Origin of the sequence: Bradyrhizobium sp. UFLA03-84 (genome assembly GCF_002289535.1) — a bacterium.
GTDB lineage: Bacteria > Pseudomonadota > Alphaproteobacteria > Rhizobiales > Xanthobacteraceae > Bradyrhizobium > Bradyrhizobium viridifuturi.
This window is the reverse complement of sequence record NZ_NSJY01000016.1, coordinates 527,718-543,448: the sequence shown is the minus strand read 5'-3', so window position 1 is coordinate 543,448 and position 15,731 is coordinate 527,718. Positions and strand designations below refer to the sequence as shown.

The window sequence follows — 15,731 nt, the reverse complement described above, 5'->3', positions numbered from 1 at the left end:
AGAACGGAAATGGGTGATTTCATGCAGATGAGCGATCGCATCGGAAAACGAATGAAGCTGCACGACCTGCATGTGCTCATGGCGGTGGTGCAGGCCGGCAGCATGGGCAAGGCGGCGCTCATGCTCGGTACGACCCAGCCCAATATCTCGAGATCGATCGCGGAGCTTGAACATGCGTTCGGCGTCCGCTTGCTGGATCGCCATCGGCGCGGAATCGAGCCGACCGAGTGCGGGCGCGCGCTGCTCGATTGTGGCGCTGCCGTTTTCGACGAACTACGCCGCGGCGTGAATAGCATCGAATTTCTGGCCGATCCTACCGCTGGCGAGGTGCGGATTGGAAGCACGGCCTTTCTGGCGGCAAGTTTCGTTTCCGCTCTCATCGATCAGCTCTCCCGGCATCATCCGCGGATCAGATTCGAGCTCGTGACAGGCTACATTGAGGCACTGCACCGCGACCTGAGCGAGCGCAAAGTCGATCTGCTAATCGTGCGGAGCAGCGGCCAGCTCACCAACGAGCGGCTGCATTTCGAACCTCTTTTTGAAGATAGCTATGTCGTCACGGTGGGCGCAAAAAATGCATGGGCGCAGCGGCGAAATATCCGGCTCTCCGATCTCGCGGGCGAGCGATGGGTCCTACCACCCCGGGAGAGCGTGATCGGATCGATCATCACGCAGGCCTTTCGCGGCAGCGGTTTCGAGTATCCGCGCGCGACGGTGGTCACTGATTCCCCTCATATGCGGGTAAGTCTGCTTGAGACGGGGCGATTCATCACGGTCTTCCCGGCTTCCGCACTGACATTTCTCGCCAAGGATTCGGCGCTCAAGATCCTGTCCGTCGAACTGCCGGCGGCACGTCGACCAAACGGGATGATCACCGTAAAGGATCGCGCCCTCACTCCAGTTGCGCAGCTCGTCATCGACAGCGCCCGTGAGCTCGCGAAGCGAATGGCGGAACGGTGAAAACTAATGGCCCGTAGCAGACATTGAGCGACGTGCGGCGAAGGCCAATATGTGACCCAGAGCGGACATTCGATGTTGGTGGCTCGTAGAAATGGGCAGGGATTGACCTAAGTGCTCCATCGCTGTCATCGTTCGCGATCCCAAGTCAGGGTGCCGACGACTTTCTTGCCGACAATAACAGAGCTGACTTGTTCGGCCGTTCGGATGCTTAATCGGTCGCCATCCAGCTTGAAAAATCGCACCTGATCCTTCCCGGTGAGGAGCTCGTTGCCAGAGATGTCGACCTTGGTCGTTAATTTATCTCCGTCGATGGTGATTTTGCCAGTGTACAGAAGCAATGACTTGAGCAGCGCCGCACTCTCGTCGTTGTTCGTTGCGGGCTTGCGGTTTGCTCCGACAATAATGAAGACCGCGTATCCGTCCGACGTAAAAAGCGCCCTGCCTTTCGGGTTGGGACCAAATGGTTCGGTTGCGTCGCCACCGACAATTTGAATGGTCCATGAGGTCAGTTTCCAACTTCCGACCAGCAGCTTCGATGCGTCGTCCGCGTACACAAATTCAGATTGAAAATAGCAATGGAAGGCAACCAATAAGGCAATGAGACGCGCCATGCTGTTCTCCCATGAATAGCAAATAGGGCTGCGACGATAACCAAGGATAGCTTGAGCAATCAAAACTTACGAGCCTTCGGACGGTAGGCTCCTCGCCAGCCCGTCGAAGACGCCACGTCCGGTAATGGCTCTTAGCTGACCATCGCTCGGTGCCTTCCAACGTCCGCTTTCGGGAGGTGAGCCGACCTGGATCAGGCGGGCCGCCATGGTCGGCTTGTGACCCTAGCGGACATCACGCCATTTAACTGGTGGCACACAAAAGCCGCCAAATTCCCGCTCTATAAGGCCAGCAAATGCAATGCTGGTTTTGTCCTCCATTTGAGGGCCGATGATTTGCACGCCGATCGGAAGGCCTGATGCCGAATATCCAATGGGCGCGACTGTCGAAGGCAAGCCCGACAGGCTCGCGATCGTCAGCCAGGGATCCTGATCTTCGTAATGAATTTCCGTTCCGTCGACCTGAATGCGGCGCCCGCTTGGATCGGGCAGGTGATCGTGCGCGAACGCCGGTGTCGGCATGGTCGGGCACAGCACCAGGTCGAATGTCCGAAACAGCTCATGCCATCGCTTGCGCATGCCGGCGCGAATTTGGTCAGTAAGGACCCAGTCGCGGTGGCTTAGCACGGCGGCCCTTGCCCTGCGTATGCCAGGCTCGTCGATCTCGGGAGGCACGTGCGCAACCGTCATCTTGCACCGATTGTAGACCTCGGCAGGCCATTGCGCCGCTGCAAAGGAAAGGAAGAGTTTTGTGTAAGTCAGTGCTGTTTGCGTGAGGTCCGGTAGCCGCGCGGTTTCGATGGAAACGCTTGCGCCGACGCGCCGCAATCGATCGGCAATTCTATGCACGGCATCGGTGGTCTCACTGGAGGTGCGCACCAGAGGATGTTCGGTGACAACGAGGATCCTGAAATCCCTCAAGTTTTCATGCCGCGCGGCGGGCAACACTAGGCTGTACCCGGCGCTCTCATCCTCATCCGGCCCAGCCAAGATATCCATTGCGAGAGCGAGATCCGCCGGGCAACGCGCCATCGGACCGGCGACGGCGAGGTCTGGCTTCATCGCTACGGCTTCGGCGCCCGGCGGCACGTGACCGCGCAGCGGGATGATGCCGTGGGTCGGCTTGTGTCCATAGACCCCGCAGTAGTGCGCGGGTACCCGCAGCGATCCCCTAAGGTCGCTGCCGACCTCCAGCGGCACAAAGCCGGCGGCCAGGGCGGCCGCGGATCCGCCTGACGAACCACCGGGCGTGCGCGATAAATCCCAGGGATTGTTGGTAGTGCCGTATGCGGCATTGAAGCTCTGCCAATCCGATAGTGCCGTTGCAACGTTAGTCTTGCCGATCACGATCGCACCTGCGGCCTTGAGCCGCTGGACCGGGAGAGAGTCCTCAGCCGCGACACAATTCCGCGCCGGCGCAAATCCCCAGGTCGTCGGCAGGCCCGCGACATTGAAGGATTCCTTGACCGTCATCGGGATACCGAGCAACGGATGGTGATTACCCAATTTCAGCAGTTCGTCTGCGGCGTGTGCGGCTAGGCGCGCCCGTTCGAAGTCGCGCACCACGACGGCGTTGATGTACACATCGTCACGCTCAATCCGCTGGACCGCGTGATCGAGCAATTCGACTGCCGAAAGTTCGCGCCGCCTGAGCGCGTCAATCTGGAGAGTGGCGCTCCAGTAAGATGGGTCGCTATCAACGCGTTCCATGGATTGCCCTTCGCCCAGAGCCACGCTCCTACGCCGCGAATTCGTGCATTGCCGAAATCGATACGGGGATTCTGTCAGCCGCGATTGTAATTTTTAGTCATTGCCTGGAAGAAAGACGTTCTCCCAGTCGCCGCGCAAGCCGGTCGGCGAGATACCGGCGAACGTGTGAAATTCGCGGATGAAATGCGCCTGATCAAAATAGCCAAGGTCGTGAAGGATATCTGTCCACGATCGCTCTGGCGCGTTGCGCCGCGCGACGAGGACTTTGTCGAAGCGGATCAGCCGGCCGTACGCCTTCGGCGTGATCCCGACTTGATTGGCGAAACGCCGCTGGAACTGGCTTGCGCTCAAGCCCGAGCGCCGGACCAGATCGTCAATTCTGACCTGTCCACCCCTCGCTATCAGCAGGCTCGACGCGCGGCTGATCACCTCATCCGACCTAGAGCGACTGCTCAGTTTTGTGTCCAGCCAGCGTTCCGCCGCACGTACTCGGCCCGGAAAGTCTTTTGCGGCGCGGACGTTGTCAGCGAGGCCAACAGCTGAGCTGCCGAAAACATCTGCCGTTACCGGCGCTTCATTCACCAGGGATCGCATATCGATGCCAGTCAGCTGATTGAGGCCTGCTGGCTGGAACAGGATGGTAAAAACGTGAACTTGACCTGAAAGCGAGATATGCGCACGCGAACTGGTTTGCGGCCCAACCAGGAAGGCCTCTGGCAGGATCTTCGAGAGATTGCCGTTGACGCGTACCGAATACGGTTGGCCCAGATGAATATCGAGGATCTGATGCGGCCTGGCAGGCACCGGCCAGCTCAGGACCATGCTGCCGAGATTGAGGCGCCGTTCTTCAAACAGACGCACAGCACCTTGAAGGACGGAATGTGGGACTGCTCGTCTAATCTGCATTCGCAGCCTTCCTCCACGGGCAGGCTACGACTAGCTCATGAACTTGGCAATGCGTCTGCTTCCGGCGCATTGCGGACAACCCAGGTCCGAAAAACAGTTTCGGAGATTGAACCCTCAGCGGACACGGCACCTGCTACGAGGGAGCTCACAGCCGTGGAAGTGGAGTGCGAACCGCCGCCACGAACGAAAAGTGGACTATCTGGTGCGGTCGTCGCGCTACGGGGAACGAGGCGCCAGTAACATATTGATCCCGTTGGTGGGCCCGGCAGGACTTGAACCTGCAATCAGACCGTTCTGAGCGACGGACTAAACTGCCGGTTTCGTTGATTTTGCGGTGTTGGGATGATGTCCTAGCGCCTCAATCAGCTCATTTCTGGTACGAAATTGGTGCGGTTCTTCGGTCGGGTAGGGATAGCAGTGGGCGAGAAACGCGGCGACCCAATCCCGTATGGTTGTTCATAACGTCGGCCACTTGATTGCTGATGTTCGGAGCGGCAACCGCGCGCTTCCAAAGGGTGATGCGGATCACAGCGACCACTCCGATGACCTTGTATGCCTGTGATCACGGCTTGAGGGGGTGGCCCCTCCCGGAAACAGGAGAATGGCTATGAACAAATTCGACCATGAAATGTCGATGGAAGCCCTCGATCGTGTCGTCGGCGGTGCGGATGGTGATGGCAACGGTACCGGTACGGGTAACGGTGGTCACGGTCTCGTTCGCGGAATCAAGCAGGTCATCGGCGCGGTGGAGGGCATCGTCAAATCAATTTGGCCCTTCTGATCTTCGCTTGGAATCCGCGTTGTCACGCGATCGCCGATGGACAACGCGGCATATTAATCAAAGCTTGTTGCGCACCGATTGCGCAGCAAGCTGCCGCGGATCACGCTTTCCCGAATCCAGTCTGCCCGGTTTCGCTGCCCACTATGAATGCGAGCCCACGTCATAGGGAAGGTGATAGTAGGCTCGCAGGCCAGCTTCAGATCGAACAAACACTAGAACAGTGACGGGTATGCCCGAAGGATAGCTTCGAGGATGGCCATTTGCGAACCTCCAGACCGTTCGGCCACTCGGCCTCATCTGTGCAGTGAGGCAGCGTCCGCCCGTGGGGTGGAGACCCCTTTAGAGCAAAGGAGGGCTTAAGGAGCTGCCCACAGGCCGCGGCTGGTAGCTTGCGCTTGCCTTGGGCCTCGGCGTTGCTGGTTATCGAGGTATTTTGCGATCTCAGAGCTAGGTAATAGGCCATGTCGGCCTCGCCTGCTGCGACCATAGCGCCGGGGTCGGGACCACGTGAAGACATATCCGACATTCTCTGGGCTCGCAGCCGTCAGGGGATCGCACTGAATGCAGAGGCTGCGCTAAAGGAGAAGAGAAATAGATCGGCCCGCCGTTAGGCGACAAGCTGTCTCCGCGCGAACTCCGCGAATGGGCCAGTTCCGCTTGTCAGCTCGTCATAGCTGCCCGACTGCACAATCTTGCCACCGACCAACATCACGATTCGATCCGCGTGACGGATTGTGCTCAGCCGATGTGCAATAACAATCCGCGTGACGTTCAGCCGTTCCAGCGACGCGCCGACGATCGCCTGCGTCTGGTTGTCGAGCGCGCTCGTTGCCTCGTCAAAAAGCAGGATGCGCGGCGAACGTGCCAGCGCACGGGCAATGAGGACCCTCTGGCGCTGTCCGCCCGAGAGCGTATTGATGCCTTCCGCAACGAGCGTGTGCATACCCATCGGCATCTGCCGAATGTCGGCGTCGAGCGCCGCCAGCCGCGCAGCCTCCCAGGCCTTGTCCAGCGTCAGGTCGACGCCGCCGCAAATGTTTTCGTACAGAGTGCCTGTTGCCAGCTTTGTGTCTTGCAGCACAACCCCGAGCTGGCGTCGCACGTCATTGGTCTCCATCGTGTTCAGAGCCTTGCCGTCATAGAAGATCGTCCCGGCCTCCGGTCGTTCGAAGTCCAGCAGCAAGCGCAACAGCGATGATTTTCCGCTCCCTGAAGGACCGACAATCGCCACATACTCCCCCCTCGAAACGTGTAGGGTGATGCCGTCAAGGATGATCGGTCCACCCTCAATATAGCGAAAGGTGACGCCAGAGAACTCGATCTCACCTGTGAGCTCGCCCGCCGGCCGTCGATCTTCCGCGATCTCGGCAGCAGCGGAGAGAATCGGCTGCATCCTGGTGAGATGGGGGATGACTACCAGCGATTCGCTCATGCTCGAGGCAAAGTTGCCGATCGCCGCCGTGGTCTGGCCGAACGCGGCGAGGAAACCGAGAAAGGCGCCGAGATTGGTCAGGAGCTGACTATTGGTGCGCGAGGCGATCGCAAAAATGATCAATGTGGCCAGAAGAGGGAAGGTCGTCTCGAAGACGGTCAGAACGTTAGCCGCTCGCTGCGAGGCGATGAAGTACCGCTTCTGAGCGGCGAATTGTCCCGACCATCGCGCCAGCGCGCGACTTGCGGCGTTCGATACGCGAAGCTTGCTGACGCCAGCGATCAATTGTAGCACAAAGCCGCTGACCTTGCCTTGCAGATTGAAGTGCTTGCTTTCGTAGTAAGTTCGCACGGCGCTGGTTGCGACGATCCCGGCCGCCCGGAGCGCGATTAGCAGGAGCGCGATGCTGCCGAGCCGGAGGTCATAATAGAACATCAACCCAACGCTGAAAATCCCGAATAGGGCCGATGTAAAGCCTCGCAAGGTTCGTCCGGTCACGATCTGGCGCGTCGCTTCTATGCCCATCGAACGGTCGACCAAATCTCCCGTCGTGTAGTCGCGAAACAGCGACGCCGGTAACCTGAGCAGACGATCGATGAGGGCGGCCTGAAGCTTGTAGTCGAGCAGGCCTTCGAGTCGTATGGTGGCCAGTCCCTGCATGCCTTGCAGTCCCGCCATCGCAATCGCGGTGACGGAGAGCGCCGCCGCACAAACGACGAGCTGGTCGATCTCCGTGCGTGGGATTACGGAATTGACCAGCAGATTTGTTACCAGTGGCGGTATCAGCGAAAGCAACCCGATGGCGATGATCGCGAGGAACATGCGAACCACGCTGGCCGAGAGGCCTCCGCTCGCGAAGGACAGCAGATCACGATAGCGAAGCGGGTTAGCGGGCAGAGTTTTGTAGAAGCTGACCGCTTCCGGCGTGAGCGCGCTTGCAACCGAGCTATTGACCGGTCGCCGCCATCCCCGCTTCGGATCGATCATCGTGTAGCCACCGCGCCGGTCACGGATCAGGGCAACCGGGTCGCCTTCGGGTCCATGCCACCCTAGCAGGGGACCGGCATCGGACTTCCACCAGCGATCGCGCAACTGGACGCGACGAATTCGTAACCGCGATGCACGCGCGATTTGTAGAATGTCGGTGAAACTCTGGCCCACGGGATGCGCTCGGCTTGCGTGAGTGATGGAGCTCCCCAATGCGTCGGCGACGAGGCGGCAACTGTCGAGCAGGAGGTCGCCGGAATCCAGCTCGACCTGCGCGCGACCGGTTGGGGCCGTGACAACTTCGGACAGGCGCTCGAGGGCATCCAGCGCCCGAGCGCGGGTCAGCTCGGCTCGCCGGGCGAGTTGCTGCCGCTCGGACGACCTTTCATTTTGGAGCCAGCGCTCCAGACTGGCGACAATCACGACATGGAAGCGGTCGAGGGCTGGCCAGACCAGAGATAGATCAGGTGCAGTCGGCTCTGTGATGATCCTGGCGCCGCTCTCGCCGGCTTCCAGCGCAGTCTCCGCTATGAGCGGAATGAAGGGACTTCCGGCCTCAAGCTCGGGGACGATATCCAGTACCTTCACGCTTCCTGCTTCAATCCGGGCCCAGACGATGCTTCGCTTCGGGCCGCGGCAACGTTCGCCCGCACGCAGTTGTCTCGTTTCGCCACCGATCAATTCGGATGCGCCGTCCGATTGGGCCGAGCTGGCAACGAGCGAGGACAGCCGGGCGATCCAGCCGGACATGCGATCCATGGCGATCTCGTTTCGGGCGACTGTGGTGACTTCCGCGTCAGGGCCCCCGACTGCGACGATCTGCAGCCGTATCGCTGACCGTTCACAAGCCGTGTGCAGGTCCAATATCACTTCGCCAATTTCACACCTCAGCAGATGATGTCGGACGCCATCTGCCTCCACCGCGAAGATATCGATATGACCGGCACTCACCTCCAGCGCGCGATCGCGTTCGTTGAGGAGAACGGGATGCCGCGGGTCGATCGCCGTGCGGCGAGCGGGGGAGGCTGCAATTGGCCTCTCGTTCACAGGCTCATCTTTGGTGATGGGGTTACTCATTCGCTTGTCACGAGCCTTGCGTAGGCGCCCTGGAGCGTGACAAGTTGTTCGTGGGTGCCGCGTTCCACGATCCGGCCATGCTCCAGTACGATGATTTCGTCGCAATCGCGCACTGTGCTCAGGCGGTGCGCGATAATGATGCAAGTGCAGCCTCGTCGTCGCAGGTTGTCGTCGATGGCTTTTTCCGTGATCGGATCGAGGGCCGCCATTGCTTCGTCCAGGACGAGAATCGACGGATTGCAGACGAGCGCCCGGGCGATCTCGATACGTTGGCGTTGCCCTCCGCTGAAGTTGCCACCGCCCTCATTGATGTGGCAGTCGTAGTTTCCCGGACGCGTTGCCAAGTCGTGATGAATTAATGCATCCCTCGCGGCGGTGATCAAGTCGCGCTCATCCACCGTCGAATCCCAAAGGGTCAGATTGTCGCGCGCGGTCCCCTCGAACAGAAATATGTCCTGATCTACATAGGAGACGGAGTTTGCGAATTCCTGGGGTGGAAGGTCCGCCAGCCTCCATTGATCGAAGAGGATTTCTCCCGCCCACGGCTCGTACAGCCCGCAGATCAATTTGCCGAGCGTTGATTTTCCGCTACCGGAGACGCCCACAAGCGCCACGCGCGATCCCGCGGGGATCGCCAACGACAGGTCGGCCAGCAATGGCGGTTCCAGAACCGAATAACCGAAGCTGATGTTGCGAAGCTCGACCCTGCCAGCAAGCTTTGGTGGAATGCTATCGACGACGTTGCTGCGCGGCGCGGGCCGAAGTGGGTACTTGCGAATATCCTCGAGCCGTTCGAGCGCCCCCTTGATCGTCTGCAGGCCGCCGAAATAGTTAACAAGATTCTCGAATGGTTCCGAGAAGTTCGCCGCCAGGGATTGGAATGCAACCAGGCTGCCAAGTGTCAGCGAGCCTTCGATCACCCTCAAACCACCGAGCCCTAGGATCGCAGCGGTCATCAACCCGGAGAGCAGTGTCGGCATCGTGTCGAGGATGATGGCCGATGCACCGAGCTTCTGTTCAGCGTTCAGACTGTTGGCCTGAAGGCCCGCCCATTTGCCAAACGCGTCATCTTCCAGGCCGCTTGCCTTGATGGTTTCAATGGTGCGCACCAGGCCCACCGTGGCGCCCAGGAGCTTGCCCCGTTCGACCGCGAGCCGGTAGCTGAGCTCTTGCCGTCGCGCCCCAATCAGGCGAAGCAGCAGAAGGTTCAGGAAGGCGATCGCGATGCACAGCACCGTCAGGCTGACGTCATAGGCTGCCATCGCGCCGGCAAAGAGAAGCACCGACGTTAAGCTGAGTGCGTTCATCGCAATGCCGCCGGACAAGAGGCGCGCGATTTGATCGTTTGACGCGACGCGGCTAGCGACGTCCCCGGCGTGACGCTGGGTAAAGAATTCCAACGGCAGCGCCATCACACGCCAGAGGAAGCGGCTGGTCATGACAACAGAGAGCTTTGCCTGCAGCCGTAACGCCACCGACTGGCGAACAGCGACCATCACCCCGCGACAAGTCGCCGTTAACGCCATTCCGATCAGGAGTGGCATGAGCCAGCTATTGCTGTGCTGAATCAAGATGTTGTCGACAAAAATCTTGGAAAAGCCTGCGGCAAGGATGTTGGGAATGACAAGCACGATACTCACGATCACCAGCAGGACAACCGCTGCCCTTGAGTGACGCAACTCCCCCAGCAGCAGCCCGATCCCGTTGGGCTTGCTGCCGACCGTCTTGAACTCTTCGCCGCGCTCGAAGACCAGCACCACCCCGGTGAAGGCAAGATCGAGCTCGGCCATGCTGATGCGTCTGCGGCCGCTCGCGGGATCGTTGATATAGGCGTTCCTGCCCTTGATACCCTCCAGGACTACAAAATGATTGAAGTTCCAGTGGATGATACAGGGAGTCGGGAGCTGGACCAGCGCGGACGGCTCGACACTATATCCTCTTGCAACAAGGCCATAGCGCCGCGCCGCCCTGACAATATTGCTTGCCTTGCTGCCGTCGCGCGATACGCCGCAAGCGAGGCGGAGCTGCTCCAGGGGAATCCAGGCGCCGTGAGAGGCGAGAATGATCGCGAGCGCCGCGGCACCGCATTCGGCCGCTTCCATCTGCAGGACGACGGGGGTCCGCTTCACCTTCTTGCGCAGCAGCCCTGACAGGCGACTGTGCCGCGCGTTTGCCGACGCAGGAGAGGGCTTATCCATCAATTCCCGTGAGGTGCCTGATCAAGGGGATCACCAGGTCGAGCGGCCGTTGTCGCCGAGTTGTGATTTCGGCGCGCGCCAGCGTCCCGCTCGTCAAATGAGTGGCGGGCCCCTTCCCCACGGCCCAGCGATAACCCGTCGCGGTAGACTCATCTTCCTGAAGGGTCACCTCAGCGGCATATGGCGCGCCATTGTGAGAGAAGCGGGACACCAGGCTTTCATTGTGCAGTGCTGCGCTGATGCCTTGAGGAGTCATCGGGAAGTCAGAGACGCTCAAGACCGTACCCATCATCATGCCGAACTCTTCGCGCTTGACGGTGCTCGGTTCGAGATGAACCGCCATTCCCGGCTTGATCTGCTTGCCATGTTCAGCCGGGATATACACGACGGCCTGCAGCTTGCTGCCTTCGCTTTCGATTTGGACCACGGGCATCCCGACCGTGAGCACGGAGCCCGGAGAGATCTTCACTTCGAGGACGCGGCCTTCCATCGGACTGAGGACCTGCGTATTCTGGCTTAACTGCTCCGCGGCTGCATTCACTTGCCGGCGCGCTTCGTTCAGGGTGAATTCGGATTGCTGAACGTCGCGTTCGCGCTGTGTCTCCAGGTCTGTCTTCTGCGCCCTGAGTTTGAGAATCTCGTTCTGCGCGTCGAGGCGGCGTTGCTGCGCATCGCTCAGTTCCTGCCGCCGGTCCTCCAGAGCTCGTCGCGTTGTGTAACCCTTCGCGAGCAGCCCCTCGAGGTTCTTGACGTCGACCGACAGATAATCGACGCGCTGGCCGGTCGCCTTGATGACTTGTTCGAGTGCGGCTTCGAGTTTCTCGAAATTCTGGCTCTTGGCCGCGAGCTCGGCTGCGACCTTCGATTTGAGGTCGGTATATTCGCGCCGGCGCTCCCTGAATACTTCGACCGCCGCCTTGTGCTTCTGCTCAATGTCAGTCTGAACGATCTGGGCGATCGGCTGACCAAGATCGACGTGGTCGCCGACCGTGACGGCAACGGACTGCAGGCGGCCGGCCGCGGCCGAGACCGCGTCGACCACCTTGCCACCATTGCTGATCAGGATTCCTTCGCCAGAGACGCGGGTGGGCACGCGCCCGAAAATGCCCCACACGACCGCGGCCACCACCACAACGAGGAAAACGACCGTGATAATCCAGTCGGCGGGCCTAGTGATGACGACGAGTTGGTCAAGCTGTTCAGGAGAGGCCGCGCGGTCGAGTGCCGTCGCCCGAAATGCCCGTTGCGGCTCGGAGGTCGCACTCTTATTCTCCGGTTGTCCGAGCGTTTCCGAGGTCGACATATCAGCACGCAAAGGACTGAATTGATTGAATGAATATGTCGGCATCTTCGCATAGATCGGACGTGGTCACAACAATGGCCGGCGCGAAATCGGTGGCAAGTCTCGAATGCACACGCTGAGCGGCAGGGCAACGCGGTTTTTTGCAGCGCACGCGCGGCAGGCCGTGCTCGTGACGAGTGTGGCGCTGGCTCTGCTATGGTCCCCTGTGTCACGGGCCGGGGTCCTTTCCGAGAGCGATCGCAAGCAGGCGGAAAGCTTGAAGCCGTTGTTTGCGAGTCTGATGGCTGATCTCGTCGAGACCGCCAAGCGCCCGGACGTACCGAACGGGGACGTCGTCTGCGTCAACTCCACGATCCGCGAGCTGCTGCAGATTTCCGACGAACTCGCCAGTTACGAATATCTGATCACGATGGAGAAGGATTTGACCGACGTCGGTGACGACAGTTCGTTGCGGGGTGTCGTCAAGTTTGCGGTCGATAAGACTAACGTCATTCTGACCGGCGAGAGAAAGCGGCTGGTTCAGTTGTCCGAGCAATGCAATAAAAATCCGGTGGGGTCCGGAAAAGTTCAGGGGGCATTGAGGGTCATCGATACAACGACCGGCATCCTGAACTCCATTCGGGATCGCCTGTAAGGCGCCACGGGTTTGCTGACGCCGAATGCGGGATCTGCTGCAACGTTCGCCTCGCCCTTGAAACTCGCGCGGCTCAAATCAGCCGGCTTGATCGCAGTATGGTGCAGCTCAGTGACAATTCTCACGGAGACCTCCGGACAGCTGAGACATGCTGCACTCTGGTTGCGGGGTGGTCCCGCACCAAGAACACAGCAAGGAGGACTGAGATGACGCGTAGCACCAACGACAGTGCAGCGACTCGTGAGCTTTCCATCGACGAACTCGACGCGGTGGCCGGCGGCAAGTGGAGCTGGGGAGATTTCGCCAAGTCGCTGTTGGGCGGAGGAGTGACGGGCGGCATGGGTGGCGCCGCAGTTGGCGGCATCGGCGCCGTACCTGGTGCCATTGGCGGCGGTCTCCTCGGCGGGATCGGGTACTGCATCAGCCAGCTGTTTTGAGCATACCGTCCGACCAAAGCGAGACCCAGCGCGAGTCCACATCATGGGTTTCGCTTTGGCGGCGAGCATGATCGCAAGCGGCACAACAGATGAGAGAGCGTACCATGCAGAAGCCTCGGGAGTTGACGGTTGACGAACTCGATTCCGCCTGCGGTGGAAGCCGCGGCAATGGCGGAGCCGGTGGTTCGGCTGTTTCCGATTTCATAAATTGGCTTTTGAGCCAACTTCACATTCCCACCTCGCCGGGTGGACCCGTTCGGAGCTAGCTTCGACCTGGTTCGTGCCTTGGGCTACCGGAAAGGGTCAATAGATGCGAGGTCTCGGAAACGAGAACCTCGCATTACCTTTAGTGGCAGTGCGGCGTGCTGATCTGCTCCCTTCAGCGCCGTGCCTCAATCGGCAAGATCGTCGACGATTTCCCGTGGAAAGTGTGGATCTGCATCGCTTGTATGAACTGTGTGATCAAGATCACGGCGCAGTGCACGTTGACGCGGCAAGCTGCACCCGGATGACAGCGATCATCCGTTCACCTTAGACAGATGGAGACTTTGATGAGTGCATACCAGAATGAGCATCAGACGGTCCGTCCGCTGTCGGACGAGGAATTTGAATCCGTGACCGGCGGTTGCTTCGGAATCCCGGTTTCCGACGGTCATGGAGGGGTCATTTATGTTTCTCCGACGATCGGGCGTGGTCCATGGCTTCCGACTGGCACCGGACCTACCTTTCCTACGGGTGGTCCGTTCGGACCGTTTCCGGCGTGATCGGCCAGTAGTGCGCGTCAGAGCCGGCACTCTGAACGATGCCGGCTCCGATCGCGCACGAACCGACACAGCGAAGCTCCGCGATCGCGTCGGCTAGACGCGGGGCGCCAGGTCACCTGAACGAGCGGACCCTGTATTCACTCGGACCACCGGGCTTGCTGCCGCTGGGAGCGGCAGTATAGTGGCGCGATGGCTGTCAGCTCTCCCGAATTGAAAGCTTTCCTGCTCGCCACACCTTTCTTCGGAGGGCTGTCAGATACAAGCCTCGATCTGCTGATCTCAATGCTCGTCGAGCGCCGCTTTGACGTTGGCGCCACGATCGTAGCGGAAGGAGAGCCGGGGCGTTCAATGTTTATCGTTCACTCCGGCGAGCTCGTCGTGAGCAGGCTTGGGCACTCGGGGCGCTCCATTCGGATGGCAGGTCTTGAGGCCGGGGATTTTTTTGGCGAGATGACGCTCATCGAAATGCAAAATCGATCGGCCACCGTCTCCGCGCAAAGCCAAACGGTCTTGTACGAGCTCACGGCTCGAAGCCTCTACATGTATTGTAAGGCAGACATCCACGCGTATGTCCTCGTGATGCAAAATATCAGTCGCGAACTTTGTCGGAGGCTCCGCCGCGCCGATGATCGGATTGCCGAGCTGCTGGTGCATCAGGCAAAATAGCTCCGGGGCGTCAAAGATGGTGGATCTCGCGACGCAGCGGACGCATCTTGCCGAGACCATCGTAGTGAGAAGCCCGCTGGTTTTGGCCGGCGGGATTCTCCGATGCGCCCAGGCCGCCGGTTGCAGTTCACCGATCCGAGGCTGCTGGCGACGACAAAAGGACCAGGTCGTGCACCGAGACTGTCGAGACGGCCATTTCATCAAGCTGATTCACGGCAGCGCACGCCAAGGCGTCAGCAAAGGCGGGCGCTTCATTCAAATAGGCGGCTGGCCTGATGTCTTGTTGAAGCCGTCGAAGAAGGCGCCGTAAACCTGTCGATTTGTAAGCCCATCGCAATTTACATACGACGGATACACACCGGTTCCTGCCGGTCCATTCGGGCAGAACTGATAACCGTCCTGCAGACCGCCGCTGACAAGACCGAGTTCGGCGTCATTCAACTCGTCGATCATATTCGTACTCCCTTGCTGTGATGAACACCGCGTTCATCGAGTTGCGAGCATGACAGCTGAGATCCTCTTTCGCCGTGACTAAAGTCACGGTTCTTGGTCGTCGCAAGCTAGCGTTGAAGTGGCGCAAGAAGGCGGAGGTCTGGTGCGCTAAAGGGAGGTTTGATCGGACCGATAGGATAGGCCCTTCGTCATGACGCCGTCGGTCTGGTCGCGTTTGCTGGACATGGGCGAGGTGGAGCGGCTCCAAATGAGCGCCAGTGGTCAGCGTCGATTTTACGAATGTGACGCACGTCACAGCAACCGTCGCTTGGAGTTCGTATCCATCCTGCACCAGGTGGCAATGTCGCCGCCGGCAACAGGAGGAAAGCAGATGAAGTTGACGAGCATTCGTGAACTGTCAGCCGACGAACTGGGAGCCGTTTCGGGGGGTAAGCCGTCGAGCCCGGTCAGTGTTCCTGGAAATGCGTTCGACAAGTTGCTGTCGGCCATCGACAAGAATCTTGCGATGGTGAAGGATCTAAAACCGGGCGGCTACCTTCCGCCTGGCTAAGCCAGTGCCCCTGCATCTGTGAGTTCCGTGTCCAAATCCGGCCTCGGTGCTTGCTGCCCTTGGAAAACGCCGTCGGGAGTCATGCTCCTTGCGGCGATTTTCGCGCCACGACGTCGATCCGCTCCGGCGCGGACAACGCTGGTTACCCCTTGCCAATGAGGCAACCAAGGAACGCATTGCAGGCCTCACGAACTTCGTTGTTCTTGTTGATTTTCGATCGCTGTTACGTTCGAGACGCAGGGCGCAGGTCGGCAAACGGGGGCTC

13 protein-coding genes are annotated in these 15,731 nt (G+C 59.8%); 6 read left to right on the top strand and 7 right to left on the bottom strand.

All coding sequences use genetic code 11. The features are described from left to right. On the top strand, nt 1–960 hold a 960-nt coding region (locus CK489_RS32555), incomplete at its 5' end, for a LysR family transcriptional regulator (RefSeq protein ID WP_210203132.1). Nucleotides 961–1,085: 125 nt separating this feature from the next. Here CK489_RS32555 and CK489_RS32550 read toward each other — a convergent pair. The 3 genes from CK489_RS32550 to CK489_RS32540 form a co-directional block, all read right to left on the bottom strand. Continuing rightward, nucleotides 1,086–1,571: a lipocalin-like domain-containing protein gene (locus CK489_RS32550; RefSeq protein WP_095735183.1), complete on the bottom strand. Its 486-nt coding sequence runs from the start codon at nt 1,569–1,571 to the stop codon at nt 1,086–1,088. Between the two features lie 222 nt (nt 1,572–1,793). Continuing rightward, nucleotides 1,794–3,278: an amidase gene (locus CK489_RS32545; protein WP_095735216.1), complete on the bottom strand. Its 1,485-nt coding sequence runs from the start codon at nt 3,276–3,278 to the stop codon at nt 1,794–1,796. A 93-nt stretch (nt 3,279–3,371) separates the two neighbouring features. Beyond that, entirely contained in the window at nt 3,372–4,139 is a 768-nt protein-coding gene (locus CK489_RS32540) for a helix-turn-helix domain-containing protein (RefSeq protein WP_158226527.1), read from the bottom strand. A 652-nt stretch (nt 4,140–4,791) separates the two neighbouring features. Here CK489_RS32540 and CK489_RS41535 point away from each other — a divergent pair. Then, nucleotides 4,792–4,965 carry a hypothetical protein gene (locus CK489_RS41535; RefSeq protein ID WP_157863303.1) on the top strand — a complete coding sequence of 58 codons (174 nt, stop codon included), beginning with the start codon at nt 4,792–4,794 and terminating at the stop codon, nt 4,963–4,965. A 607-nt stretch (nt 4,966–5,572) separates the two neighbouring features. Here CK489_RS41535 and CK489_RS32535 read toward each other — a convergent pair. The 3 genes from CK489_RS32535 to CK489_RS32525 are packed head-to-tail and all read right to left on the bottom strand — an operon-like array spanning nt 5,573 to nt 11,962. Next, nucleotides 5,573–8,461 (bottom strand): NHLP bacteriocin export ABC transporter permease/ATPase subunit, encoded by a 2,889-nt coding sequence (locus tag CK489_RS32535; protein ID WP_095735181.1) that lies wholly within the window; start codon nt 8,459–8,461, stop codon nt 5,573–5,575. Further along, nucleotides 8,458–10,659, bottom strand: a complete 2,202-nt coding sequence (locus CK489_RS32530) for an NHLP family bacteriocin export ABC transporter peptidase/permease/ATPase subunit (protein ID WP_095735180.1) — start codon at nt 10,657–10,659, stop codon at nt 8,458–8,460. The genes CK489_RS32535 and CK489_RS32530 overlap by 4 nt, the downstream gene beginning before the upstream one ends. Beyond that, nucleotides 10,652–11,962 carry an NHLP bacteriocin system secretion protein gene (locus tag CK489_RS32525; protein WP_095735179.1) on the bottom strand — a complete coding sequence of 437 codons (1,311 nt, stop codon included), beginning with the start codon at nt 11,960–11,962 and terminating at the stop codon, nt 10,652–10,654. Before CK489_RS32525 ends, CK489_RS32530 begins: the two co-directional genes overlap by 8 nt. A 106-nt stretch (nt 11,963–12,068) precedes the next feature. Here CK489_RS32525 and CK489_RS32520 point away from each other — a divergent pair, with 106 nt between their 5' ends. The 3 genes from CK489_RS32520 to CK489_RS32510 all read left to right on the top strand — a co-directional run bounded on the left by CK489_RS32520 (nt 12,069) and on the right by CK489_RS32510 (nt 14,463). Further along, nucleotides 12,069–12,596 (top strand): hypothetical protein, encoded by a 528-nt coding sequence (locus CK489_RS32520; protein WP_245350571.1) that lies wholly within the window; start codon nt 12,069–12,071, stop codon nt 12,594–12,596. 206 nt (nt 12,597–12,802) lie between these two features. Beyond that, nucleotides 12,803–13,033, top strand: a complete 231-nt coding sequence (locus CK489_RS32515; RefSeq protein ID WP_143278281.1) for a Blp family class II bacteriocin — start codon at nt 12,803–12,805, stop codon at nt 13,031–13,033. A gap of 953 nt (nt 13,034–13,986) precedes the next feature. Next, a complete protein-coding gene (locus tag CK489_RS32510) occupies nt 13,987–14,463 on the top strand; it encodes a Crp/Fnr family transcriptional regulator (RefSeq protein ID WP_095735177.1) in 477 nt (158 codons plus the stop codon). Between the two features lie 255 nt (nt 14,464–14,718). Here CK489_RS32510 and CK489_RS41085 read toward each other — a convergent pair whose 3' ends face one another. Next, the gene (locus CK489_RS41085) at nt 14,719–14,916 is read right to left on the bottom strand and encodes a hypothetical protein (protein ID WP_050421441.1); all 198 of its coding nucleotides are present in this window, start codon (nt 14,914–14,916) and stop codon (nt 14,719–14,721) included. Nucleotides 14,917–15,106: 190 nt separating this feature from the next. Between CK489_RS41085 and CK489_RS32500 the strand changes: the two genes are divergently transcribed. Beyond that, the gene (locus CK489_RS32500; protein WP_095735175.1) at nt 15,107–15,466 is read left to right on the top strand and encodes a hypothetical protein; all 360 of its coding nucleotides are present in this window, start codon (nt 15,107–15,109) and stop codon (nt 15,464–15,466) included. Nucleotides 15,467–15,731: the final 265 nt, after the last annotated feature.

Bases quoted from the DNA above. Each gene is read 5' to 3' on its own strand.
- CK489_RS32550 (WP_095735183.1), bottom strand. From the start codon at position 1,571: ATGGCGCGTCTCATTGCCTTATTGGTTGCCTTCCATTGCTATTTTCAA.
- CK489_RS32545 (WP_095735216.1), bottom strand. From the start codon at position 3,278: ATGGAACGCGTTGATAGCGACCCATCTTACTGGAGCGCCACTCTCCAG.
- CK489_RS41535 (WP_157863303.1), top strand. From the start codon at position 4,792: ATGAACAAATTCGACCATGAAATGTCGATGGAAGCCCTCGATCGTGTC.
- CK489_RS32535 (WP_095735181.1), bottom strand. From the start codon at position 8,461: ATGAGTAACCCCATCACCAAAGATGAGCCTGTGAACGAGAGGCCAATT.
- CK489_RS32530 (WP_095735180.1), bottom strand. From the start codon at position 10,659: ATGGATAAGCCCTCTCCTGCGTCGGCAAACGCGCGGCACAGTCGCCTG.
- CK489_RS32525 (WP_095735179.1), bottom strand. From the start codon at position 11,962: ATGTCGACCTCGGAAACGCTCGGACAACCGGAGAATAAGAGTGCGACC.
- CK489_RS32520 (WP_245350571.1), top strand. From the start codon at position 12,069: ATGCACACGCTGAGCGGCAGGGCAACGCGGTTTTTTGCAGCGCACGCG.
- CK489_RS32515 (WP_143278281.1), top strand. From the start codon at position 12,803: ATGACGCGTAGCACCAACGACAGTGCAGCGACTCGTGAGCTTTCCATC.
- CK489_RS32510 (WP_095735177.1), top strand. From the start codon at position 13,987: ATGGCTGTCAGCTCTCCCGAATTGAAAGCTTTCCTGCTCGCCACACCT.
- CK489_RS41085 (WP_050421441.1), bottom strand. From the start codon at position 14,916: ATGATCGACGAGTTGAATGACGCCGAACTCGGTCTTGTCAGCGGCGGT.
- CK489_RS32500 (WP_095735175.1), top strand. From the start codon at position 15,107: ATGACGCCGTCGGTCTGGTCGCGTTTGCTGGACATGGGCGAGGTGGAG.